Origin of the sequence: Hwanghaeella sp. (assembly GCF_965227365.1) — a bacterium.
Lineage (GTDB): Bacteria > Pseudomonadota > Alphaproteobacteria > UBA8366 > Aestuariispiraceae > Hwanghaeella.
In genome coordinates this window covers 3,898,422-3,920,947 of sequence record NZ_OZ245754.1, presented here as the reverse complement: position 1 = coordinate 3,920,947, position 22,526 = coordinate 3,898,422, and the positions used below count along the sequence as shown (strand labels likewise).

At 62.0% G+C, this 22,526-nt stretch carries 23 protein-coding genes and 2 riboswitches; of the genes, 6 read left to right on the top strand and 17 right to left on the bottom strand.

What is annotated here, in order from left to right; all coding sequences use genetic code 11:
* Positions 1–19: 19 nt before the first annotated feature.
* Positions 20–970: a 4-hydroxy-3-methylbut-2-enyl diphosphate reductase gene (gene ispH, locus ACQK2G_RS17965; protein ID WP_425406411.1), complete on the bottom strand. Its 951-nt coding sequence runs from the start codon at positions 968–970 to the stop codon at positions 20–22.
* 161 nt (positions 971–1,131) lie between these two features.
* On the opposite strand from ispH, the gene ACQK2G_RS17960 reads away from it, so the two are divergent.
* The 5 genes from ACQK2G_RS17960 to gcvP all read left to right on the top strand — a co-directional run bounded on the left by ACQK2G_RS17960 (position 1,132) and on the right by gcvP (position 6,797).
* Entirely contained in the window at positions 1,132–1,371 is a 240-nt protein-coding gene (locus ACQK2G_RS17960; protein ID WP_425406410.1) for a CDGSH iron-sulfur domain-containing protein, read from the top strand.
* A 24-nt stretch (positions 1,372–1,395) separates the two neighbouring features.
* Positions 1,396–1,902, top strand: a complete 507-nt coding sequence (locus ACQK2G_RS17955; protein WP_425406409.1) for a hypothetical protein — start codon at positions 1,396–1,398, stop codon at positions 1,900–1,902.
* Positions 1,903–1,989: 87 nt separating this feature from the next.
* Positions 1,990–2,079: riboswitch (glycine riboswitch) on the top strand.
* A gap of 227 nt (positions 2,080–2,306) precedes the next feature.
* Positions 2,307–3,446 carry a glycine cleavage system aminomethyltransferase GcvT gene (gene gcvT / locus ACQK2G_RS17950; RefSeq protein ID WP_425406408.1) on the top strand — a complete coding sequence of 380 codons (1,140 nt, stop codon included), beginning with the start codon at positions 2,307–2,309 and terminating at the stop codon, positions 3,444–3,446.
* 44 nt (positions 3,447–3,490) lie between these two features.
* On the top strand, positions 3,491–3,868 hold the full coding sequence (gene gcvH / locus ACQK2G_RS17945; protein WP_425406407.1) for a glycine cleavage system protein GcvH: 378 nt from the start codon (positions 3,491–3,493) through the stop codon (positions 3,866–3,868).
* Positions 3,869–3,920: 52 nt separating this feature from the next.
* Positions 3,921–6,797, top strand: a complete 2,877-nt coding sequence (gcvP, locus tag ACQK2G_RS17940; protein WP_425406406.1) for an aminomethyl-transferring glycine dehydrogenase — start codon at positions 3,921–3,923, stop codon at positions 6,795–6,797.
* A 27-nt stretch (positions 6,798–6,824) separates the two neighbouring features.
* Here gcvP and tenA read toward each other — a convergent pair whose 3' ends face one another.
* From tenA to ACQK2G_RS17860, 16 genes are all read right to left on the bottom strand, one after another.
* Positions 6,825–7,481 carry a thiaminase II gene (tenA, locus tag ACQK2G_RS17935; protein ID WP_425406405.1) on the bottom strand — a complete coding sequence of 219 codons (657 nt, stop codon included), beginning with the start codon at positions 7,479–7,481 and terminating at the stop codon, positions 6,825–6,827.
* A gap of 8 nt (positions 7,482–7,489) precedes the next feature.
* Positions 7,490–8,434 (bottom strand): ABC transporter substrate-binding protein, encoded by a 945-nt coding sequence (locus tag ACQK2G_RS17930; protein ID WP_425406404.1) that lies wholly within the window; start codon positions 8,432–8,434, stop codon positions 7,490–7,492.
* Between the two features lie 25 nt (positions 8,435–8,459).
* Positions 8,460–9,215: an ABC transporter permease gene (locus ACQK2G_RS17925; RefSeq protein ID WP_425406403.1), complete on the bottom strand. Its 756-nt coding sequence runs from the start codon at positions 9,213–9,215 to the stop codon at positions 8,460–8,462.
* Positions 9,212–9,988, bottom strand: a complete 777-nt coding sequence (locus ACQK2G_RS17920) for an ABC transporter ATP-binding protein (protein WP_425406402.1) — start codon at positions 9,986–9,988, stop codon at positions 9,212–9,214. The genes ACQK2G_RS17925 and ACQK2G_RS17920 overlap by 4 nt, the downstream gene beginning before the upstream one ends.
* A 10-nt stretch (positions 9,989–9,998) precedes the next feature.
* Complete coding sequence (locus ACQK2G_RS17915; RefSeq protein ID WP_425406401.1) at positions 9,999–11,090, bottom strand: TRAP transporter substrate-binding protein; 1,092 nt, start codon at positions 11,088–11,090, stop codon at positions 9,999–10,001.
* A gap of 5 nt (positions 11,091–11,095) precedes the next feature.
* Positions 11,096–11,926 carry a bifunctional hydroxymethylpyrimidine kinase/phosphomethylpyrimidine kinase gene (gene thiD / locus ACQK2G_RS17910; protein ID WP_425406400.1) on the bottom strand — a complete coding sequence of 277 codons (831 nt, stop codon included), beginning with the start codon at positions 11,924–11,926 and terminating at the stop codon, positions 11,096–11,098.
* Positions 11,923–12,660, bottom strand: a complete 738-nt coding sequence (locus ACQK2G_RS17905; RefSeq protein ID WP_425406399.1) for a hydroxyethylthiazole kinase — start codon at positions 12,658–12,660, stop codon at positions 11,923–11,925. Before ACQK2G_RS17905 ends, thiD begins: the two co-directional genes overlap by 4 nt.
* Positions 12,661–12,733: 73 nt before the next feature.
* Positions 12,734–12,866, bottom strand: a riboswitch (TPP riboswitch).
* A 71-nt stretch (positions 12,867–12,937) separates the two neighbouring features.
* The gene (locus ACQK2G_RS17900) at positions 12,938–13,273 is read right to left on the bottom strand and encodes a hypothetical protein (protein WP_425406398.1); all 336 of its coding nucleotides are present in this window, start codon (positions 13,271–13,273) and stop codon (positions 12,938–12,940) included.
* Positions 13,274–13,380: 107 nt separating this feature from the next.
* Positions 13,381–13,872, bottom strand: coding sequence for a F0F1 ATP synthase subunit B (locus ACQK2G_RS17895; protein ID WP_425406397.1), 492 nt, complete (start codon positions 13,870–13,872; stop codon positions 13,381–13,383).
* Positions 13,872–14,363: a F0F1 ATP synthase subunit B' gene (locus ACQK2G_RS17890; protein ID WP_425406396.1), complete on the bottom strand. Its 492-nt coding sequence runs from the start codon at positions 14,361–14,363 to the stop codon at positions 13,872–13,874. Before ACQK2G_RS17890 ends, ACQK2G_RS17895 begins: the two co-directional genes overlap by 1 nt.
* 272 nt (positions 14,364–14,635) lie before the next feature.
* Complete coding sequence (locus ACQK2G_RS17885) at positions 14,636–14,860, bottom strand: ATP synthase subunit C family protein (RefSeq protein ID WP_127767355.1); 225 nt, start codon at positions 14,858–14,860, stop codon at positions 14,636–14,638.
* Between the two features lie 126 nt (positions 14,861–14,986).
* On the bottom strand, positions 14,987–15,712 hold the full coding sequence (locus ACQK2G_RS17880) for a F0F1 ATP synthase subunit A (protein WP_425406395.1): 726 nt from the start codon (positions 15,710–15,712) through the stop codon (positions 14,987–14,989).
* Between the two features lie 116 nt (positions 15,713–15,828).
* The gene (locus ACQK2G_RS17875) at positions 15,829–16,188 is read right to left on the bottom strand and encodes an AtpZ/AtpI family protein (RefSeq protein WP_425406394.1); all 360 of its coding nucleotides are present in this window, start codon (positions 16,186–16,188) and stop codon (positions 15,829–15,831) included.
* A gap of 158 nt (positions 16,189–16,346) precedes the next feature.
* Positions 16,347–20,015, bottom strand: a complete 3,669-nt coding sequence (locus ACQK2G_RS17870; RefSeq protein ID WP_425406393.1) for an AAA family ATPase — start codon at positions 20,013–20,015, stop codon at positions 16,347–16,349.
* A gap of 66 nt (positions 20,016–20,081) precedes the next feature.
* Positions 20,082–20,702: a DsbA family protein gene (locus ACQK2G_RS17865; protein ID WP_425406392.1), complete on the bottom strand. Its 621-nt coding sequence runs from the start codon at positions 20,700–20,702 to the stop codon at positions 20,082–20,084.
* 152 nt (positions 20,703–20,854) lie between these two features.
* Positions 20,855–21,391: a DUF721 domain-containing protein gene (locus ACQK2G_RS17860; RefSeq protein WP_425406391.1), complete on the bottom strand. Its 537-nt coding sequence runs from the start codon at positions 21,389–21,391 to the stop codon at positions 20,855–20,857.
* 47 nt (positions 21,392–21,438) lie between these two features.
* Between ACQK2G_RS17860 and mutY the strand changes: the two genes are divergently transcribed.
* Positions 21,439–22,524 carry an A/G-specific adenine glycosylase gene (gene mutY / locus ACQK2G_RS17855; RefSeq protein ID WP_425407665.1) on the top strand — a complete coding sequence of 362 codons (1,086 nt, stop codon included), beginning with the start codon at positions 21,439–21,441 and terminating at the stop codon, positions 22,522–22,524.
* Positions 22,525–22,526 lie beyond the last annotated feature (2 nt).

Genomic DNA, 22,526 nt, shown 5'->3' with positions numbered 1-22,526 from the left:
AATCCGCTGCCTTTCCCGGTTACGCGACCAGGACGCGGGGAAGCTTGAACTCCACGTCTTCGACGGCCGTTACCACCTCTTCGACGGTGACGTCAAAATGCTTTCCGCAGGCCTCGATCACTTCGGTAACCAGAACTTCCGGGGCTGAAGCCCCGGCCGTGATCCCCAAGGTCCGGACCCCGTCCAAATAGCTCCAGTCTATGTCGTGAGCTCGTTGGATAAGCATCGCTTTCGCGCAGCCGGCCTGATTGGCCACATCGACGAGCCGTTTGGAATTGGATGAATTCGGCGCGCCGATCACGAAGACGGCGTCCGCCTGTTGGGCGATCTTTTTCGCGGCGGCCTGGCGATTGGTCGTCGCGTAACAGATGTCTTCCTTTTTGGGGCTTTGGATATCCGGATAACGGGTCCGCAGCGCGGCCAGGATATCGGCCGTTTCGTCGACCGAGAGTGTCGTCTGTGTCGCGTGGGCGAGGGGCAGGTCGGGGCTGAAATCGAGCCTGGCGACATCGTCGACCGTCTCGACGAGGGTCATTGCGCCTGCCGGCAATTGCCCCATTGTTCCCACCACTTCCGGATGGCCGGCATGGCCGATCAAGACCACATGGCGGCCTTCGCGATGGTGGCGTTCCGCTTCCCGATGAACCTTGGAAACCAGCGGGCAGGTCGCGTCCACGTAGATCATATTGCGGCGCTGCGCCTCAGTGGGCACGGATTTGGGAACCCCATGCGCGGAGAAGACGATCGGGCGGTCATCAGGTGCCTGGTCCAGTTCATCCACGAAGACGGCACCCTTGGTCTCCAGCGATTCGACGACGAAGCGGTTATGGACGATTTCGTGCCGGACGAAGACCGGCGCACCGAAGCGTTCCAGGGCCTTTTCGACGATCAGTACCGCACGGTCGACACCGGCGCAGAAACCGCGCGGTCCGGCCAGCAATATCCTCAATTCCCGTGGCGCCGCCACCATGCACTCCATTCGGTCCGAATCGGGGCCCGACGGTCCGGCAACCCCGTTCTTGTTCCCCTGCTGGCCATTCTTTAGACTGCGCTCAAATCCTTTACAACCGGGCGCCTGTGCCGGACAAACCATGGATGTCCAATCCCCAGGGCGGTCGAGGAACTGAGAAAATGAGTGAACCCGTCATCGCCGCGAAGCAACCCTTCTCGACGGAAGTGAAAGAAGGCAAAGCCTATTTCTGGTGCGCCTGCGGAAAATCGGGCAAACAGCCGTTCTGTGACGGAAGTCATGCGGGGACGGATTTCTCGCCCGTCAAGTATACGGCCGAAAAGGACCGCACTGTCTTTTTCTGCGGATGCAAACATACCGCGCGGCAGCCGCTCTGCGACGGCACACATGCAAAGCTTTAGGATCGGCTTCTGACCAAGATGAAAATGCGTATCTTCATTGCCGTGGCCGGTTTGCTGCTGGTCGCCGCCTGCAGTTCCAACACCCAGGTCGTCCGTTGTCCGGACGTGCGTGTCCCTTCCGAAACAGGGAACCTCACGCGGTTCGGGCCGGGAGACGGGCGGGATATCACCGATGTGGTGATGGAAGCCCAGTTCGAGGAAGTCCGTGGCGAATGCTCGGTGGATGACGACGAGGTCGAGGTTGCCGCCTTGGTGAAGATCACCGCCCGTCAGGGGCCGGCCTCTACTGTTCAGCAGGGGACCTTTTCCTTCTTTGTCGCGGTCACCGATCGGAAACGGAATATCTTGAGCCGCCGCAGCGTTCAGGGCGCCGTGGATTTTTCCGGAAACCGTTCCCGCGTAACCTTTTTTGAGCGCCTGAAGATCGATATCCCGAAAACCGAAGAGCAGACGGGCGACCAGTTTCTGATCTTCATGGGCTTCGAATTGACGCGCCAGGAAGTCGAGTTCAATCGGGCGCAGGGTTCCTAAGGGTTTCCGCGAATTCTCCGAATCGGATACTGCTTCTGTTGACAAGGAAGGTGAATTCACTAGCCTTGCGTCGAACGAAAATGCCTCGTGAAACCCGTGGGAGAGACCGATCACTCGATCGGCGCCGAAGGAGCAATCGCCTCGAAATCTCTCAGGCAAAAGGACCGCGGGTGAAGGGCGCTCTGGAAAGCAGGGGCCGGTCCGTGCAGTGAACTGCGCAAATCGGTGCCTCACCGAAGGGGTAAGCTGGTTGGAATTCCCGGCCGGTCACACTCTCAGGTTCGACCGTCATCGATAATTCATCCTGACGGATGGGTATCAATGGTCAGATGACAGAGGGGGTAGTCTTTGCCGCTTCGCGAGGGGCGGCGCTGTACTGTCTCTAACTGTTGGACCGAAGACCCGTGAGCGCCGAAACCGAAGACCAAGCGACCGATCTCAAGAAAACCCCGCTCCACGCGCTGCATCAGCGTCTGGGTGCCAAGATGGCCGGCTTTGCCGGCTATGACATGCCGATCCAGTATGGGCTCGGTATTCTCAAGGAACATCTGCACACCCGTGCCGCCGCCGGCCTGTTCGACGTGTCCCATATGGGGCAGGCCTGGCTGACCGGTGACGACCCGGCTGCGGCGATGGAAGGGATGGTGCCCGGGGATCTGCAGGGGCTTGCACCCGGCCAGCAGCGCTATACCCAATTCCTGAACGACCAGGGCGGCATTCTGGACGACTTGATGGTGACCCGGGCCGGGGAGCCGATGGGGCATGATGGGTTGTTTGTCGTCGTGAACGCTGCCTGCAAGGATGCGGATTTCGCCCGCATGGAAAAGACTCTTGCAGGCGCCGCCGTCCTTGAGCGGATCGAGAACCGCGCCCTGATAGCCTTGCAAGGGCCTCAGGCCGCGGATGTCCTGTCGCGATTCGCCGACGGGGTCGCAACGATGCCGTTCATGACTGCGAAACGTATTTCCGTCGCCGGGGTCGATTGCCTCGTCAGCCGGTCGGGTTACAGCGGCGAGGACGGCTATGAAATTTCCATCCCGGAAGCCGACGCGCTCGGCCTGTCCGAAACGCTGCTGGGCTGCGAGGAAGTCGAAGCCATCGGTCTCGGTGCCCGCGACAGCCTGCGGCTGGAGGCGGGCCTGTGCCTCTATGGACATGATATCGACGAGGGTACCACCCCGATCGAGGCCGGATTGCTTTGGTCGATCGGGACGCGCCGCCGGACGGAGGGCGGATTTCCGGGCGCGGCGATCGTCCAGGCACAAATCAAGGACGGCGTCGCCCGTAAACGGGTCGGGATTCTGCCGGAAGGGCGCGCACCGGCGCGAGAGGGTACCGAAATTCTGTCCGCCGACGGAGAACCCATCGGGGCGGTGACCAGCGGCGGCTTCGGTCCCTCGGTCGGCGGTCCCGTCGCCATGGGCTATGTCGCCACGGATCATGCCGCGGCGGGGACCCCGGTCCAGCTTTCGGTGCGCGGCAAGCTCCTGCCCGCATCCGTCCGCAAATTGCCTTTCGTTGAGCAGCGTTATTATCGAGGTTGAGTTGAACGCCGCGTGTCGACGCGGAAACAGGGGAGTTGAGGTGAATGAGCGATCTGAAATTCAGTGAAGATCATGAGTGGGTCTCTGTCGATGGCGATATCGCCACGGTCGGAATTACCAATTTCGCGCAGGAGCAGCTGGGCGATGTCGTCTTCGTCGATCTGCCCGATGTCGGCGCGCAGGTCAGTCAGGGCGGCGATGCCGGGGTTGTCGAATCGGTGAAGGCCGCCAGCGAGGTCTATACGCCGCTTTCCGGTGAAGTGGTGGACGTGAACGAAGATTTGGAATCGACGCCCGATCTCGTGAACAGCGATCCGGAAGGAGACGGTTGGTTTTTCAAGCTGCGCATGGACGACGCCTCCGAACTCGACGATCTGATGGACGCGGACGCCTATAAGAAGTTCTGCGACGACAACGGCTGATCATAAAACTACGTGTGAGTATTTGATATTCTCCAGAGAAGGTGAGCAAAAAATGGACCGTGAGCCGTTGAGCAGTCTTGAGCGGAAGAACGATTTCGTGCGCCGCCATGTCGGGCCGGGGCCGAACGAACAGGCGGAGATGTTGGCGGCGATGGGCCTGTCCAGCATGTCCGACCTGATGGACAAGGTCGTGCCCAAGGCGATCCGCCAGGATGATCCGCTCGGGATCGGCGACGGATGCACGGAAGTCGAAGTTCTGGGCAGGCTCCGGGACATGGCCGGCAAGAATTCCGTATTTCGGTCCTATATCGGCCAGGGCTATTACGGCACGCACCTGCCGACGGTCATTCTGCGCAACATTCTGGAGAATCCGGGATGGTACACGGCTTATACGCCGTATCAGCCGGAAGTGTCGCAGGGGCGTTTGGAAGCCTTGATCAACTTCCAGACCATGATCGCCGATTTGACCGGTATGGAATTTGCCAATTCCTCCCTGTTGGACGAGGCGACGGCGGCCGCGGAGGCGATGACTTTCGCCAAGCGGGCCGGCAAGTCCAAGAGCATGACCTTCTTCGTTTCGGATGACTGCCATCCGCAGACGATCGATGTTATCCGAACCCGCGCGGCGGCCCTTGATTATGAAGTCGTTGTCGGTGATCCGGACGCCGATTTCGATGGCGTCGATTGTTTCGGTGCGCTGATCCAGTATCCGTCGACCGACGGTCGGATTCGTGACATCGGCCCCTTGATCGAGAAGATCAAGGGAAGCGGCGCCATGGTCGCTGTGGCCAGCGATCTGCTGGCGCTGTGCCTGCTGACGCCGCCGGGCGAATTGGGCGCGGATGTGGTCATCGGCTCCAGCCAACGTTTCGGCGTGCCCATGGGCTATGGCGGGCCTCATGCCGCCTTTTTCGCGACCTCCGACAAACACAAACGGTCCATCCCGGGCCGGCTGGTCGGTGTGTCGGTGGATAGTCGGGGCCGGGCCGCCTACCGCCTTGCCCTGCAAACGCGCGAACAGCATATCCGCCGGGAAAAGGCGACCAGCAACATTTGCACGGCGCAGGTTCTGTTGGCGGTCATTGCCGGCATGTATGCGGTCTATCACGGCCCGGAGGGCCTGAAGACCATCGCAACGCGAGTCGCACGGCTGACGGGTGCCTTGGCTTCAGGGCTGAAAAAGCAGGGCGTCGACATCGTCAATGACACCTTCTTCGATACGTTGACCCTGAAGACCGGGGCGGATACGTCGAAGATCGTCGCGGCGGCCCAGCAAAAGGGCATGAACCTGCGTCAGGTCGATGACGCGCATCTCGGGATATCGCTGGATCAGACCACCACCCGGAAGGATGTCGCGGACCTGTTGTCGCTTTTCGGCGCCGAGAATGCGGATATCGAAGCGCTGGATGCATCCGCCGAAAGCGGTCTGCCGACCAATCTGGTTCGTACCAGCAGTTATCTCGGTCATCCGGTCTTCAACAGTTATCGGTCAGAGACGGAAATGCTGCGTTACATGCGGTCCCTGATGGACAAGGATCTGGCGCTGGACAAGGCGATGATCCCGCTCGGCTCCTGCACGATGAAGCTGAACGCGACGACCGAAATGATACCCATCACCTGGCCGGAATTCGCCAATATCCATCCTTTCGCCCCGGTCGAACAGGTCGCCGGGTATCGGGAAATGATCGAGGATCTGGAACAGAAACTTGCGGTCATTACCGGTTACGCCGCCGTATCGGTCCAGCCGAATGCCGGGTCGCAGGGGGAATATGCGGGGCTGTTGGTGATCCGCGCCTATCACGAATCGCGCGGTGAGGCGCATCGTGAGATCTGCCTGATTCCCAGTTCCGCGCATGGCACCAACCCGGCTTCGGCGCATATGGCCGGCATGCAGGTCGTTGTCGTCGCCTGCGACGATCAGGGCAATATCGATATTGAGGATTTGAAGGCGAAGGCCGCCGAGCATTCGGACAATCTGGGTGCCCTGATGGTCACCTATCCTTCGACACATGGCGTGTTCGAGGAAGCGATCCGGGAAATCTGCGACATCGTTCATCAGCATGGCGGGCAGGTCTATCTGGATGGCGCCAATCTGAACGCGATGGTCGGCGTTTGTTATCCGGGCAAGTTCGGGTCGGATGTGTCCCACCTGAACCTTCACAAGACCTTCTGCATCCCGCATGGCGGCGGTGGTCCCGGCGTCGGGCCCATCGGGGTCGGGGCGCATCTGGCACCCTTCCTGCCGGGCCATCGCGAATTGAAGGACGGCAAGAGCCGGATCGGCCCGGTCAGCGCGGCGCCGTTCGGCAGTGCCGCCATCCTGCCGATCAGCTGGGCCTATATCGAGTTGATGGGCGATGCGGGCCTGCGCCACGCGACCGAGGCAGCCGTCCTGAACGCGAACTATATCGCTACCCGCCTGAAGGACTATTTCCCGATCCTCTATACCGGGCCGAACGGCATGGTCGCGCATGAATGCATCGTCGATATCCGCCCCTATGCGGAAGCGACGGGCATCACGAACGAGGATGTCGCCAAACGCCTGATCGATTACGGCTTCCATGCACCGACCATGTCCTGGCCGGTCGCGGGCACGCTGATGATCGAACCGACGGAAAGCGAGTCGAAGGCGGAACTGGACCGTTTCTGCGACGCGATGATCGCGATCCGTCAGGAAATCGCCGAGATCGAGGCCGGGAAGGCGGATGCGGAAAACAACGTGCTGCGCAATTCCCCGCATACGATCGACGATCTGACCGATGCCGATTGGACGCATCCCTATAGCCGGGAACAGGCCGTCTTCCCGGTACCGGGGCTGAAGGTCAGGAAATACTGGTCGCCGGTGAACCGGGTCGACAACGTCTATGGCGACCGGAATCTCAGCTGTTCCTGCCCGCCGTTGGAAGCCTATATGGAAGCGGCCGAGTAAGGGCCTGGCCGGGACGGGCCTTTCCGATCACTCGGAAAGGTCCAATCCCATTTGCCAAAAACGGATTTCCAGGCGCGTCGCGTCGCGGAATGTCGTGGCATGCCGCTCGAACTCACCCGGACCCAGCCGGGCGTCGACCTCTTCCAGCCAATGGATGGCACCGCCGGCGACACACTTGTAGTCCTCGCTGGAATACATATCGATCCAACTGCGGTAGGGATTGCCCTCCAGGACGGTGAATTCCTGCTTCATGATCCAGTCCGCGACCTCCGCATAGCCGATGGCGCAGGGTGACAGTGCGACATGCAGGTCAACGGCGGTCCCGGACATGCCCCGTTCCAGCACATAGCGCGTATAGGCCATGTTCGCCGTCGCCTCTTCCAGTCCTTCCAGCTCCTCGGGGTCTATGCCCCATTCCCGGCAATAGGCGATGTGGAGTTCCAGTTCCGTATCCAGAATCGCGCTGACCGCCCCCATCCCATAGCGCATGTCGGCGATCGTTTCCGCCTTGTAGATGCTCAAGGCGTAGGCGCGCGCGAAATGGATCAGGAACAGGTAGTCCTGTTTCAGGTAGTGCTGGAAGCATTCCTTCGGCAGGTCGCCGGTTGCCATGCCGCGCACGAAAGGATGCTGGACGTAAGCATCCCAGTCGGCGCGGCAGCTTTCCTTCAGGCGTTCGAACATCCCGACCTCTATCGCGGCAGTTCGACGGCATAGGTGTCGAGGGCGGGTTGGCTCTCGATCATACCGGCGTCTTTCAGGAAAGCAGCGAAGGCTTCGTAGCGGGTTTTGTCCAAGGCGCCGGGACGCAGTGCGAAACGCGGCAGCGTGTCGGCCCATGCGCGCTTGTTCAATTCGTCGTCCAGCTTGGCGTCGGTCGCCTTGAAGATCTCCCAGCTTTCCTGCGGGTGATTAATCATATAGCTGGTCGCCGCTTCCACGGCGTCGATGAATTTCCGATAGGCCGGATTACCCTCGGTTCCCGTCTTGGCTACGACGATCAGTTCGTCATAGGTCGGCACGCCTTCCTCTTCGACGTAAAAGGCGCGTCCCGGGCGTTGCACGATATCCATCTGATTCAGTTCAAAATTGCGGAAGGCGCCGATGACCGCATCGACCTGGCCGGAGATCAGCGAGGGGGACAGGCTGAAATTGACGTTCACGAGTTCCACATCGTCGATGCTCAAACCGTGTTTCTGCAGCATGGTGCCCAGCAGGACATCCTCGAAGCCGCCGACGGAAAAACCGACCTTCTTTCCCTTAAGATCGGCGATGGACTGAACGCCGCCGTCCTCCAGCACGACCAGGGAATTGAGGGGCGTCGCCACAAGCGTTGCGATCCGGGTAAGGGGCAGGCCCTCGGCGACCTGGACATGCAGTTGCGGCTGGTAGGAAACGGCGAGGTCGGCCTGACCCGCGGCCACCAGCTTCGGCGGTGCGCTGGGGTCGGCGGGTTCGACCATCTCGACCTCCAGCCCTTGCGCCGCGAAGAAACCCTTCTCCCGCGCGATGATCAACGGCCCATGATCAGGGTTGATGAACCAGTCCAGCAAGAGGGTCAGCTTCTCCTGGGCGAAGGCCGAGTTCGGGAAGGCGAGCGCGGCGGCGATGCCGAGTGTCGCGATCAGTTTGCGCATGGTTGGGATCTCCTCATTGTATCGATCAATCGTCGAAGGGGGATTGTTCTCGCTGCCAATAGGTCAGGCGGCGAAGCCCGGCATCGACGGCGAAATAAAGGGCAAGGCCGAAGCAGGCCAACAGGACCAGTGCGGCGAACATGAAGTCGACTTGCATGCGGGCATTCGCATGCAGCATCAGGTAACCGAGCCCGGCGCTGGAGCCGACCCATTCGCCGACCACCGCGCCGATTGGGGCGACGGCGGCGCCGACACGCAGGCCGCTGCCGAAGGCGGGCAGCGCGGCCGGAATACGGATATGCCGCAGCATCGCGCCGCGCGTGGCGCCCATCGTGCGGGCCAGGTCCAGCCAACCGGCATCGGTGCGGCGCAATCCGTCATAGAAGGCGGCGGTCACCGGGAAGTAGATGATCAACACGGCCATCGCGATCTTGGACGGCATCCCATAGCCGAGCCACAGGACCAGAACGGGGGCAAGAGCGAAAACCGGCAGGGCTTGGCTGATGACAAGCAGCGGCAGCAGCCATTGCTTTGCGGGCCGATAGAGCGCGATGGTCAATGCGCTGACGATCCCGAGAAACGTGCCGAAGAAAAGACCGAGTATGATTTCCGCAAAGGTGACCCAGGCATGTTCGAGCAACAAACCGGGACGTTCGCCAATGGAAACAGCGACGTCGATCGGAGAGGGCAGGATATAGGGCGGCGCCGAAGTCGCGATGACGATCAGCTGCCATAGGGCGAGCAGACCGACGACCGTGATGGAAAGGCGTACGGCCCTCAAGCCGACACCCCGTCGGCGCCCAATTGGCGCAACAGGTCTGCATGAAGCGGCCATAACCCGTCCCTGACTTCTTGCCGCGGGGCATCGCCTGCAGGCGTCATCGGCGGTTCGATACGCGCGGGACTGCCTTTCAGAACCAGAATTTCATCGCCGACGCGCAAGGCTTCCATCGGGTCGTGGGTCACCAACAGGACGGTCCGTCCGGCCAGCAGGTGTACGGCCAGGTCCTGCAGGCGTCTGCGGGTGATCGCGTCCAGTGAGGAAAAAGGCTCATCCATCAAAATGACGGGCCTGTCCTCGAACAAGGTCCGCGCCAGGGCGACGCGTTGGCGCATGCCGCCCGACAAGGTCGCGGGCAGGGCCGATGCTTCCGCGGCCACCCCGACCTCGTCCAGGAACGCCAGGGCTTTGTCGCGATCCCGTGGCCGAACGGGTTCACCGCGAAGCGTCCGACCGATCAACACATTGTCCAGAACCGTCGCCCATGGCAGCAGCAGGTCCTGTTGCGCCATATAGGCTACACGGCCGGTCAGTGGCGCACCGTCACCGGCGGCAACCGTGCCCTCCATCTCACCGTCTTCGGCGCGAAGACCTGCCAATTGCCGCAGCAGGCTGGTTTTCCCCACACCGCTCGGGCCAAGCAGACATGTCCATCTGCCGGCCGCGACGGTCAGGTTCAGGTCCTGGAAGACTTCCTTTCCGGCAAAACGCAGATGCCCGCCGGTCAGTATGACCGACGGCGCTATCTGCGAGTCCGGAAAAGTCGACTGCATGGATCGAGGCTCAGGCCGCGCCGCGCGCTTTGTAGAAGGATTCGTAACCCACACGACCCCAGGATTCGGCCTGGTCTCGGGCCGCCCGGAAAGAGGCGACGATTTCGCCGCTCAAGGCATCCTTGGCGGCGAGTTCGTCGAGCACCTCGCCCGCGGCCTCGCGCGCCGCCGCCAGGATATCCTCGGGCCAAGCCCGCAGTTTGACCCCGCGTTCCTCCACCAGCTTTTTCAGCGCTTCCGCGTTATGCCATTCCGATTCGGCGAGAGAGATGGAGTTTTCCGCGGCACAGGCGGTCGTAACGATTTCTTTCAGGTTTTCCGGCAGGGCCGCGAACCGCTCCGCGTTGATCAGGCATTCACCCGTTCCATTGGGTTCGTGATAGCCCGGCCAGTAGTAGTAAGGCGCGACCCTGTAAAAGCCGAAGGCACTATCGCTCCAGGGCCCCAGAAATTCCGTGCCGTCGACAAGGCCGGACTGCAAGGCGCCGAAAATCTCACCGGGCGGTAGGGTAACGGGTGTCCCGCCCAGTTTGCTCAGAATGGCGCCACCCAAGCCCGGCATTCGCTGTTTCAGGCCGACCAGATCGTCGAGGCTGTTGATCTCCTTCTTGAACCAGCCGCCCATCTGCATGCCCGTATTGCCGGCCATCAGCGGCTTGATGCCGAATGGTTCATACAGCCGGTCCCAAAGGGCCTGGCCGCCGCCGTGATAGATCCAGGCATTGTGCTCGACCGCCGTCAGGCCAAAAGGGCCGGCTGTGAACAGTGCCGCAGCGGGTGCTTTTCCGCTCCAGAACAGCGACGCCGTATGCGCCATGTCGGCGGTGCCCTGCCCGACGGCATCGAAGACTTCCAGCGGCGGCACCATTTCGCCGGCGGCATGAAGGGTCACGGTCAGTTCGCCGCCGCTCATCCGTGTGATCTTGTCCGCCAGGCGTTGAGCGGTCCAACCGGGCCCCGGGGAATTGCGCGGCCAGGATGTTACCATGCGCCAGTTCAAGCCGGTTTGCGCCTTGGCGATCGCGGGCGCGGCCAGGGCGCCGATAGCGGCGCCGGCACCGGCCGTCAGAAAGCTGCGTCTATCGCTTTTGCCGTTTTTCATATCGATCAATCCTTTCCCCACAAGGCGTGGAAATGATGAACGGGACCATGACCTTGGCCGACCGAAAGCTCGTCGGCGGCGCCGATGGCCCGATTGAGGTATCGCCGCGCCGTGTCCACGGCCTTTTCCATCGTGTCGCCCTTCGCCAGGCGCGCGGCGATGGAAGAGGAGAGGGTGCAGCCGGTCCCATGCGTGTTCTTTGTCGTGATATGGCTTGAAGTGAAGCGGAAGGTCCCCTCCGCCGTGACCAGCAGGTCGACCAATTGCCCATCTTTCAGGGTGGTGGCGTCGAGATGGCCGCCTTTCATCAGAACGGCCTTTGCGCCGTGCTGCAGAAGCATGCGGGCGGCTTCCGCCATTTCCCCTTCATTGGCCGGTGCTGGTCGGTCGAGCAGAACGCCGGCTTCCGGTAGGTTCGGGGTGATCAGGTCGGCCATGGGCAGCAGGCGGGTCCGCAAAGCGTCCACGGCATCGTCACCCAGCAGCTTGTCGCCGCTTTTCGCGACCATCACCGGGTCCAGGACAATTGGGCAGGCCGCTTTCTCGGCAAGCGTATCGGCCACGGCTGCGATTACTTCCGGCCGGCTCAGCATGCCGATCTTGACCGCATGTATGTCGATATCGTCGAAGACGGTTTCGATCTGTTGTCGAATGAAGTCGGGCGATATGTCCAATATGCCGCGGACTTCGCGCGTGTTCTGCGCGGTCAGGGCTGTAATGACGCTGGCCCCGTAAACGCCGAGGGCGGAAAAGGCCTTCAGGTCGGCTTGGATGCCGGCGCCGCCGCCGCTGTCCGATCCGGCGATGGTCAGGGCGTTGAAGATCTTTCCACTCATTCGACCTTGCTCCGTTCTTGGATATCGGCGTCGCTGATGGTGTACAGGGCATCCAGCAGGGCGGCCTGGAAACTGCCCGGGCCATTGCTTTTCGCAGCGGCCATTTCACCCGCGATGTTGAAAACCAGGACCGCTTGCGCCACCGCGGCCAAGGGCGAAGGGGCAACGGCCAGGAAGGCCCCGACCATCGCTGTTTCCGCGCAACCCATCGCCGTCACCCGGTCCATTAAGGGATCGCCGTTATGGATCCGGATTACGGTTTCGCCATCCGTGATCTGATCCGTCGGGCCGGTTTTCGCCACGACCCGGTCAGATGATCCCGTGCATCCCAATGCATCGATTTCGGAAGCATTGCCGCGGATGGCGGTTGGCGACATGGCGATCAAGTTTTCGGCCATTTCGCGCCGCGCGGCCGAACGTGTCGCCATCACCGGGTCGAGCACCCATGGCAATCCTGCCCGTCGGGCGGCTTGCACCGCCTTGGGGATGGCGTCGCGCCTGTCCGCGTCCAGTGTGCCGATATTGACGGCAAGCGCCGCGGCGCTCGCCGTGAAGGCCTCGACCTCACGCGGGTCATGGGTCACGGATGGATGGGCGCCGAGTGCCAGCAGGGTGTTTGCGGCGACGTTCACGGCAACTGCATTGGTGATGCAGTGGATACGCGGGCGCTCCGTCCTCAACCGTTCCAGGCTTGTGAGGCAGGCATCCGCGGAAAGGATTGACTCAAGTACCATCGTTTCCCGTTCAAATCGGGATCCGTCAGGTGGCGTTCGGCGGGATCGGGGTGTCGGCGAGAAGGTTTCTTTTCTGCGCTGGCATCTCAATTTCCTACGCCGGTCCTAACCGGATCAGGTTCGACGGGTCGGCTCTTCGCCTCTCAGCTCCGCCCGTACCGCCGGTTTGATCCGATCGGTTCGAGGAAGCACCCCGTTGAGATGCCAACAACCTAGGTGAGGCGGTTGCCTAGAGCAAGGGGGAAGGGAAAAACGTATCGATGCCTCGGCAGGCAAGTCAGAAAATATCGTCTGAATCCGCGACCAGGTTGGACAGGGCGGAAAGGTTCCGCCTGATTTTTTGTCTCGCCACCAGTTTCTTCTGCGCCTGAATCGGCAAGTCGGTGAAATTGATGATGTTTCGGGCGATCAAAACGTCGATCAAATCCTCGGTGATACGGGCCATTTCCGTATCCGTCCCGGAAAGCCGCTGGCGCATCGTATCGGGTGAGGCACCGCGGACAAAGGCCTGCACTTCCGAATCGTTGCTCGGCAGGAATTCCGCAGCGGCCCTGGTCTGGCGTTCGCTGATGCCGTTGATCCGGCCGTTCTCGTCGCGCGATACATATGGCATGCAAGAATGATCCAACTAGTTCGCTAAAAGCACTAGCAAAAAAGAAAAGGGCCGGGAAAGTCCCGGCCCCTAAATTCTTTCGGCATTTGGGTAAAAGCTTGCGCTTATCAGTGCAGCTTCGTTCCCAATTCCTCGATCGCCCGATCGACCAGCTTATCGCCATCCGCGCCGGCAACGCGTTCCGCGACCAGTTTCTCAGTCGCTGCAATCGCCATTTCGGCGGCCGCGGCACGAACTTCCCGAAGCGCCTTTTCTTCGGCCATCGAAATCCGCTCCAGCGCCATTTTACGCTGCCGGTCGAGGCTGGCGTTCAGGTCCGCTTCCGCACGAGCCTTGGATTCCTCGGCTTCCTTGCGGGCGGCATCGACCATTTCCTCGGCATGTTTCGAAGCCTGCTGCTGCTTACGCTCATATTCGGCAAGCAAAGCCTGGGCTTCGTCGCGCAGCCGGGCGGCTTCTTCAACCTGATCCTTGATTTCCGCGATCTTCGAATCCAAGGCGCCCAGAATGGCTTTCTTGGCGGGCTTGAAGGCGATGGCCAGGAAAATGAAGAAGGAAACGCCAACCCAGAAGGACGGATTTTGCAGGACTTCTTGCATTATTTCGACCCTCCGGCGGCTTCGAGAGCGGAGCGCGCGGCACCTTCGTCGACGGAAACGCCGATCAGCCGTTCGGTGGCGGCTTGGACGACCTCGACGGCACTGGCCTGAAGGTCTTCAAGCGCAGTCGTCTTGGACGCTGCAATCCGTTCATCCGCCTGCTTTGCGTCATCGGCCAGCGATGCGCCCAGCTTGGCATGTTCTTTTTCGCTTTTCGCCGCGATTTCTTCGGCTGCCTGCTTGTGGACCGCACGTGCGTCCTCGGCCGCCTTGGCGAGGGATTCCTCGTAGGCTTCCTGAACGGCGGCGGCTTTCTGCTTCAGGCTTTCCGCACGGCTCAAATCGTCGTCGATCTTCTTCTGGCGTGTGGTCACCACCGTTCCGATCCGCGGCAGCACCATCCGGGAGAGGATGATGTACAGCACCGTAAAGGTGACGATCAGCCAGAAAATCTGACTGGCGAATGTGTCGAGCTGTTCAAATTGAGGCATTAAGCTTCCCCAGTTGCCCTAATCCCAGCGGCCCTATTGGCTGCGGCCTTGAGAGCCTAAGTCCTTGAGCCAAAGTCCGAACGATTGGGTCGACGGTGCCGACCAAGCCGTTCCCGGACCAGGATGCCGAAAAAAGGACGGCCGATGCTGAGCACTGCTCATCACCGCCGCAACAGCTTTCGCCGTTCAAGCCTTAACCGGCACTTCGGTTGGATCCGAGGCGCCAACCGCCTAAGCGGCATTCACGCCCCGAAACCCGTCCGAACTCAGGCTTAGCTGAACAGCGCCATCAGGGCGACGATGAGCGCGAACAGCGCGATCGCCTCGGTAACGGCAAAGCCAATCCAGATGTTGGCACCGATTTCGCCCTTGGAGGCCGGGTTCCGGGAAATCGCCGAAATGTAGGACGCCCAGACGTTACCGACACCGATACCGGCCCCGATCATGCCGATCGCCGCAAGGCCCGCACCAATCAGTTTGGCTGCATCAGCTTCCATGGTTTCTCACCCTCTTCGTTACGTTCGCAAGAAATATGCGTACAAAAGTTGACACCAATTCGACTGCCGGAAGGATTACCGGAAAGCCGAAACTATTTCGCACCCCGACGCCGGATCTGCCCCTTCTTAGTGCAGATGCAGGGCGTCATGCAGGTAGATGCACGACAGGATGGCGAAGACATAGGCCTGAATAACAGCGATCATGAACTCCAATGCCGTGATCGCAACCAGGCCCACCAGCGGAACAATGCCGAAGACGCCGAGCGCCACGACGAAGCCGCCGATAACTTTAAGAATGACGTGACCGACCGTCATATTCGCGAAAAGACGAACGGACAGGCTGATCGGCCGGGACAGATAAGACACCAGCTCGATCGGAATAAGGATCACGGCCGTCCAAAGCGGTGCTCCATGCGGGAAAAACAGGGAGCAGAACTTGAAACCGTGCTTGGCGATACCGATCAGCGTCACAGCGAGGAAGATGATCGCCGCCATGGAGAAGGTTACCGCGATATGGCTGGTGAAGGTAAAGCTGCCGGGGACCATGCCCAGCAGATTGCCGAACAGCACAAAGATGAAAAGTGTGAAGATGAACGGGAAATAGGCCTGGCCGCCACTGCCGACATTGTCTCTGACCATATTGGCCACGGCGCCGTATAGCATTTCCGCCATCATTTGCCCGCGCGAGGGGATCGTGCCCCGTTGGCGCATGGCGAGCGTCAGGAACAGGGTCGCGACCACGACGGCGATGACCATCCACAGGGAGGAATTGGTAAACGAAATATCGACGCCCGCGAAATCGATCTCGGCGATCTTGGTGATCTTGAACTGTTGAAGTGGATCAGCTGCCACGTTCAATCCCCCGACTTAATCCGTTGCCGCCCGGATCCTACCGTTTGGCCCATGGCCGTCCGCCAAACCCTGGCGTCCGTCCTCTCAATACCCCTGGCGAACAGTCACAGACCCTTTCAGGCGCCACCTTGGTCGGTGTCGTCCCTAGGGCCCGCGGTCGCATCCGCCTGCGACTTCTTTTCTTCCAACTGGCGTGCCGTCCGATAAACGTTCAGCAAGCCCGCGCAGAACCCGATGATCGTGAACAGCAGCAGAAGCCAAGGTTTGGTTTCCAGCCATCTGTCCAGATAGAAGCCGATCAGCACCCCAGCAGCAACGCCGGCAACCAAATCGACCGCGATCCGCAGACCCACGCCGACCCCGGACATGTCGCGCGGCTGGTCCCCTGCCGGTCTCTTAGGCTCGTGCTTCTGTTTCGCCGCCTTTAGGCGACGGTCGAGATCCTGCATCGAGGAACCAGAGTCTGGGGAGTCCATCCACCACCCTTGCCGAAGTCGCGGGGAAAATAGGGGGGCGGTCTCGGACCGTCAAGCCGGATTCGGGCCGAATCGGGCGGCGAAAGGACGCAAATGAGGCTGAAAACTCAATGCCATGCCCTTTGCCGTCGGGGGGCAGGCGGATTCCTGGGACAGGGTTATGCGGAATCCCGCATGCGCGCCGCCTCGCGCAGGTCGACGGACACCAATTGGCTGATGCCGCGTTCGGCCATGGTCACCCCGAAAAGCCGGTCCATCCGGGCCATCGTCATGCGGTGATGGGTGACGACGAGGAAACGGGTCTTGCCCGTATGCGCGATTTCGTCCAGCAGGGTGCAGAACCGGTCGACGTTACTGTCGTCGAGCGGGGCGTCGACCTCATCGAGAACGCAGATCGGTGCGGGATTGACCAGGAAAACCCCGAACAGCAGGGAGAGCGCGGTCAATGCCTGCTCGCCGCCGGACAGCAGCGACATGATCTGCATCCGCTTACCGGGCGGGCTTGCCATGATTTCCAGACCGGCTTCGAGCGGGTCGTCCGCCTCGGTCAATGTCAGATGCGCTTCTCCGCCGCCGAACAGGCGAACGAAAAGGTCCTTGAAATGAGCGTTCACCTGCTCGAACGCGGCCAGCAAGCGCTCCCGCCCTTCCCGGTTCAGGGCATTGATTCCCTGGCGCAGGCGGCTGATCGCGGCCAGTAGGTCTTCGCGTTCCGTGTGCATGGAGGTGATCTGTTCCTCCAGCTCGGTCGCTTCCTGTTCCGCGCGGAGGTTCACGGCGCCCATATTCTCGCGTTCCCGCGTCAGGCGCTCCAGCTTCCTCTCTATATCGTCACGTGGCGGCAGTTCCTCGTCCGGTTCGACGCCGCCGGCCTTCAAGACGGCATCCGGCGCGCAATCGAGCGTCTCGGCGATCCGTTCGCGAATGGTCTGCGCGGCCTGATCGGCCTGTTCCACCTCGGATTCTCGGCGCACGCGGTCTTCTCGGGCGGTCGCCAGTGCAGCCTCGGCTTCGCGCAATGCCTTGTCCGATTCCTGCTGCTTCTTCTCGCCTTCGGAAAGAGCGTCCGCCGCGGTATTCCGCTTGGCCTCGGCAACGACGATCTTGTCGTTCAAGGCATGGTGCTGGGCCTGAATTTCCGCCGGGCGGCTCTCCAACGCGGCGTTCTCTTCTTCGGCCTGTTGTGCCCGGTCCGCGAGGGATTTCATGCGGCCGTCCGCCCCGGTCATGCGTTGCTGCCAGGATGCCTGTTCCTGCGCGATGGCTTCCAGTCGCGCTGTTCGGGCCTGCGACTCGCGCTGAAACCTCTCGACCGCGCCACGCTTGTCGATCAGGGTCGACCGTAGTTCCGCGACCGTCGCGCGCAAAGCGTTGATCCGCTCCCGCGCCGCCAATGGGTCTTCCAGGACGTCCATCGCCTTTTGGGCACTCTCGATCTGGTCGCGGGCTTCCGAGGCATCCGCCTGCAGGCGTTCCCTGTTCTCCGAGATGCCTTGCAGCCTGCTGCGCAGATCGGCGGCCTTGCCGGCCAGGGCGGATTGCGCCTGCTGGGCACGGTTGAGCGCGGAGAACGCGTCCTGCAAGGCCTGCGACGCGGTCTTCTGTGAGGCCGCCTTTTCCGATGCTTCCGCCTCCGCCGCCTGTGCCTGGATGCGCAATTCGGCCAGATTCGCTTCGGTGGAACGGGTGGCTTCCTGAACCTTGGCTTCGGCCTTGGCCCGCGCTTCCTCCAGCCGCTCGTCGGCAGCTTCCCGCTCTTCCGTCAGATCCTTTTCGACCTTGGCGAATTCTTCGCGGATTTCCGCCAGCCGGTTCCGTTGCTCTAGGCGCTTGGCCGCCGCCGTCGGGGCGCCCGCCGCCATGCTGTAGCCGTCCCAACGCCACAGGCCGCCGTCACGGGAAACCAGACGCTGGCCCGCCGCCAACTCGCTCTGCAGCGCATCGCCGTCGGCGCCGTCCGGGACGACACCGATGAACGATAAACGACGGGCGAGGGCTTTCGGCCCGTCGACGAAATTCGACAGCGGTTCGACACCGGCCGGGAAACCGGGCGCGGCGGAAAGCGGCGGCAGTTCGGTCCAATGGATCTGGGCCTTGCCGTCGGTGGAGGCGTCAAGTTCTTCGCCGAACGCCGCGCCCAGGGCGGCTTCATAGCCCTGTTGAACGGAAAGGGAATCGATCAGCGGCCGGAATGCCGGGTCCAGCGCATCGTCCTGGGTATCGACCAGGGCGGCGAGGGCGCGAATCTCGGCGTCCAGGGCGCGGTATTGCTGCTCAAGCGCATCGACGGCCTCGCGCGCCGCGCGCTCCGCCGTTTCCACGGTTTCCCGCGCGTCCGACTGGACCTCCGCCAGATGATCGCGCGCCAATCGCTCCGATTCCTGTAGAGCACTGCGGGCGGCGGTTTCCTTTTCCCGGCACTCGGCAAGGGCGGCTTCCGCGGCCGTCGCGGCGTCACGGGCGGCGGAGACCGCGGCTTCGCATTCGGCGACACGTGCTTCCGCGGTTTCGATCTCGGCGAGGCTTTCCGTTTCCTGCTTCAGCTTCGCTTCCTGTTCGTCCAGGCCGCGCAGCCGGTTCTCCAGGACGGTCACGCGCTGTCCGCTCTCGGCCAGTTGCCGTTGCAGGGCATTGCGCTGGGCTTCGACACCGGCGGCCTGTTCCGTCAGTTCGGAAAGTTCCGCTTCCTTTTCCTCGACGGCCTTGGCGGCGGCGTCGGCTTCCACCCGGGCCTGTTCCAGGGTTTCGCCTTCGGCTGCGCGGGCCTCCTCGATCGTCGTGGCTTCGGCGGTCAGGCGTTCGACGGCCTGTTTCGCATCGTTGAAGAGCGAGTCCTCGCGCGCCCGGTCGGCGGCGATCTGGGCCAGGCGCTGTGCCAGGGCGTCCCGCGCGGCCAGGATCCGTTCCTGCTCGTTCTCCAACTCCCTGACAGCGAGTTGCAGATGCTGCAGACCGGCCGCGGCTTCCGCATCGGCCTGACGCAGGGTCGGAAGGGCAGTGGCGGCATCGGCCTGATCGCGTGCTGCGGTGGCGGCGTTTTGGGCTTTTTCGTGGACCAGGGCCTCGGCCTCGTTCAGGCGTTGGCGGGCAATGTCCATCGCGCGTTTCGCGTCCTGCCAGCGCAGGTGGAGCAGAATCGCCTCATGTCGGCGGATATGGTCGGAAAGCCGACGGTAACGGTTTGTTTGCCGGGCTTGGCGCTGCAGACCCTGGTGTTGCGTTTCCAGGGCGCCGATGACGTCGTCCAATCTCTCCAGATTGGACTCGGCGGCCTTCAGGCGCAGTTCCGCCTCATGCCGGCGGGAATGCAGGCCGCGGATGCCGGCGGCTTCTTCCAGCAGGGTGCGGCGTTCGGTCGGTTTCGCGCCGATGATGGCGCCGATCCGGCCTTGGCTGACGATGGCGGTGGAATTCGCGCCCGTCGCCATGTCGGCGAAGAGCAGCTGGACGTCACGCGCCCGGACTTCCTTGCCGTTGATCCGGTAGTTGGATCCGGCTCCCCGCTCGATCCGGCGGGTGATTTCCAACTCCTCCAACGTATCGTAGGGCGCCGGGGCGTCCTTCATCGAATTGTCGAGGAGCAGGGAGACTTCGGCGATGTTCCGCGCCGGGCGCTGCGAGGATCCGCCGAAGATCACATCGTCCATCTCACTGCCGCGCATGCGCTTGGCCGAGGTTTCCCCCATGACCCAGCGCAGCGCCTCGATGACGTTGGACTTGCCGCAGCCGTTCGGGCCCACCACACCCGTGATCCCGCCGTCGATAACCAGTTCAGCCGGATCGACGAAGGACTTGAAGCCGCTCAATTTCAATTTGGAGAAATGCACTCTGGCGATGCTCCGGCCCGGTGGAAAGGCGGCCGTTCACACAGTGCTGACGGCCGGCTGTGGCGATCAGTTCAGGTGTTTTTCGATGGCTTCTTCGAAGGTTTCCAGGGATTGGTTTCCAACGACCTTCTCGCCGTTGATGATGAAGGTCGGCGTGGAGGAGATCTCGTATTCCGAGACGCCTTCCTGACGCATTTTCAGGATGCCGTTCAGCAAGTCTTCATTCTGCATGCAGGCCTGGAAATCCTGTTCGGACAGACCGCCCAGCTTGCCGATCTGCACGAGGGCGCCGACCGGGTCGTCCGAATGGGCCCACTGGCTCTGCTGCTTGAACAGGACGTCAATGAACTGGTGATAGCGCATCGGGTTCGCACAGCGGGCCATCATCGCCCCCATGGCGCCCAACCGATCGAAGGGGAAATCCCGCTGAATGATCCGCAGTTTGCCGGTCTCGACATACTTCTTTTTCAGTTCCGGCAGCTTTTCCGCATGGAAGGCGGCGCAATGCGGGCAGGTCAGGGACGAATATTCGATCATCTCGACCGGCGCGGCGGCATCGCCCATGACGCGTTCCGCCAGAGCTTCTTCCGTGGCCAATGGTTCGGCCAGGGCCTGCTGGCCGAGGACGGGGATAACGGTCGCGCCGAATGCCAGGGTGACAGCGGCGAAAAGGGCGGAAATCCGCATGAAAGCGCCTCCTTTAGAGGTTGTTTCGACTATACGAGCGATTCTGACCTGGCAATCAAGAGCGCGGAATCAAGCGGAAACGACCCGGTGGTGCAATCACGTTTCCGAGGTTATCCACAGCTTTGTTTGCCGGCGGTACGTTCTTCCGATGCTTAGACCGGCTTTGTGGCGGAACTGTGGCGCAGGACCGCAAGGCCAAGCCGGCGGACCCTTTCGCGCAGGGCTTCATCCGTAATGCCGTCGACGACGGTGGCAAGATGCTCCTCGTCCGCCGGGGTCAATTGGCGCGTCGGGTAACGTTTTTTCCGCGGATCTCCCTGCGTCAACGCCCCTTGCACCAGCCGAATGTCCGAAACGGCACCGTATCCGAAAAAGCCGTTGATGCGGTCGATGATCATCGGCGCCAGATGCTGCAGTTGAAGCGCCATCGGACCGCTGGTCAGGATATGGACCGTCCCGCCGTCCCGCCTGCCTTTCGGGAAGGTCAGTTTTTGCGGGCGTGTATGCTTGGCGAGGTCGGGGCCGACAATGGTCGCCCAGTCGGTGATGATGGCGGCGCTGGCGAATCCGCGCTTGCCCAGGGCTTTCTTGGTCAGGGCGCCGACAAGACTGCCCGCGACGCGCATGCCGCCGCGGCGCTTTTCCTTGGCGCCGTCCGAATCGGTGTTCTTTGTTTTTGGCTCGGGCATTCGGGCTTTCCCGTTGTCAGGGGCTTTCTATAGTAAACGTCATGAACATGTCCGCAATCGACCTGCCCTCCCCATCCGATCGGATCGATCCCGACACGCCCGGTTCGGTGGCCGACCGTCTGTTGTCCTGGTACGATCGGTCGCGTCGCAGGCTGCCCTGGCGGTCCGATCCCGGGCATCGTCCGGACCCATACCATGTCTGGCTGTCCGAAATCATGCTGCAACAGACGACCGTGGCGACGGTCGGGCCCTACTTTCAGAAGTTCCTGGAGAAATGGCCGACGGTGGAGGCCTTGGCCGAAGCGCCCCTGGACGATGTTCTGCATGCCTGGGCCGGCCTGGGTTATTACGCCAGGGCCCGGAATCTGCACAAATGCGCGCAGACCGTCGCGGTGGATCATGCCGGTGTCTTCCCGGAAACGGAAGAAGCCCTGCTGACCTTGCCGGGGATCGGCCGGTACACCGCCGCTGCGGTTGCCGCCATCGCCTTCGGCCGCCGCGCCGTGGTGGTGGACGGCAATGTCGAACGGGTGATGGCGCGGCTGTTCAGGGTCACCAAACCGTTGCCGGACAGCAAGCCGGCGCTGACCGCCCTCGCCGATACCTGCACGCCGACGGAACGGGCCGGTGACTATGCCCAGGCGGTGATGGATATCGGGGCGACCGTCTGTACGCCGAAACGCCCGAAATGCACGATTTGTCCGATCGTCGATTTATGCCTTGGGCGGGATATTGCGGAAGACCTGCCGGCGCGAAAACCGAAACCGACAAAACCGACCCGGCGCGGCGTCGCCTTCTGGATCGTCCGGCCCGATGGCGCTGTTCTGTTCCGCCGCCGTCCTGAATCGGGGCTTTTGGGCGGCATGATGGAGCCGCCGTCCAGCGATTGGGTAACGGAAGGGGTGCCGGACCCGACGCCGCCCGTCGCCGTCATTGAGCGGGTGCCGCTGACCGGGATGGTGCGTCACACGTTCACGCATTTTCATCTGGAACTGGACGTTCACCATTGTCGGACGGATGCGGGAACCGTCGCACCGGACGAGGGCCGGTGGGTGCTGCCGGACCGGTTTGGCGATCTTGCTTTGCCGACCGTCATGAAGAAGATCGTTCGCCATGCCATGAAGGGGCGCTGACG

Bases quoted from the DNA above. Each gene is read 5' to 3' on its own strand.
- ACQK2G_RS17920 (WP_425406402.1), bottom strand. From the start codon at position 9,988: ATGCAGTCGACTTTTCCGGACTCGCAGATAGCGCCGTCGGTCATACTG.
- ispH (WP_425406411.1), bottom strand. From the start codon at position 970: ATGGTGGCGGCGCCACGGGAATTGAGGATATTGCTGGCCGGACCGCGC.
- ACQK2G_RS17955 (WP_425406409.1), top strand. From the start codon at position 1,396: ATGCGTATCTTCATTGCCGTGGCCGGTTTGCTGCTGGTCGCCGCCTGC.
- ACQK2G_RS17930 (WP_425406404.1), bottom strand. From the start codon at position 8,434: ATGCGCAAACTGATCGCGACACTCGGCATCGCCGCCGCGCTCGCCTTC.
- tenA (WP_425406405.1), bottom strand. From the start codon at position 7,481: ATGTTCGAACGCCTGAAGGAAAGCTGCCGCGCCGACTGGGATGCTTAC.
- ACQK2G_RS17915 (WP_425406401.1), bottom strand. From the start codon at position 11,090: ATGAAAAACGGCAAAAGCGATAGACGCAGCTTTCTGACGGCCGGTGCC.
- ACQK2G_RS17875 (WP_425406394.1), bottom strand. From the start codon at position 16,188: ATGGACTCCCCAGACTCTGGTTCCTCGATGCAGGATCTCGACCGTCGC.
- mutY (WP_425407665.1), top strand. From the start codon at position 21,439: ATGTCCGCAATCGACCTGCCCTCCCCATCCGATCGGATCGATCCCGAC.
- ACQK2G_RS17905 (WP_425406399.1), bottom strand. From the start codon at position 12,660: ATGGTACTTGAGTCAATCCTTTCCGCGGATGCCTGCCTCACAAGCCTG.
- gcvH (WP_425406407.1), top strand. From the start codon at position 3,491: ATGAGCGATCTGAAATTCAGTGAAGATCATGAGTGGGTCTCTGTCGAT.
- ACQK2G_RS17865 (WP_425406392.1), bottom strand. From the start codon at position 20,702: ATGCGGATTTCCGCCCTTTTCGCCGCTGTCACCCTGGCATTCGGCGCG.
- ACQK2G_RS17900 (WP_425406398.1), bottom strand. From the start codon at position 13,273: ATGCCATATGTATCGCGCGACGAGAACGGCCGGATCAACGGCATCAGC.
- ACQK2G_RS17885 (WP_127767355.1), bottom strand. From the start codon at position 14,860: ATGGAAGCTGATGCAGCCAAACTGATTGGTGCGGGCCTTGCGGCGATC.
- ACQK2G_RS17890 (WP_425406396.1), bottom strand. From the start codon at position 14,363: ATGCCTCAATTTGAACAGCTCGACACATTCGCCAGTCAGATTTTCTGG.
- ACQK2G_RS17860 (WP_425406391.1), bottom strand. From the start codon at position 21,391: ATGCCCGAGCCAAAAACAAAGAACACCGATTCGGACGGCGCCAAGGAA.
- ACQK2G_RS17895 (WP_425406397.1), bottom strand. From the start codon at position 13,872: ATGCAAGAAGTCCTGCAAAATCCGTCCTTCTGGGTTGGCGTTTCCTTC.
- ACQK2G_RS17960 (WP_425406410.1), top strand. From the start codon at position 1,132: ATGAGTGAACCCGTCATCGCCGCGAAGCAACCCTTCTCGACGGAAGTG.
- thiD (WP_425406400.1), bottom strand. From the start codon at position 11,926: ATGAGTGGAAAGATCTTCAACGCCCTGACCATCGCCGGATCGGACAGC.
- gcvP (WP_425406406.1), top strand. From the start codon at position 3,921: ATGGACCGTGAGCCGTTGAGCAGTCTTGAGCGGAAGAACGATTTCGTG.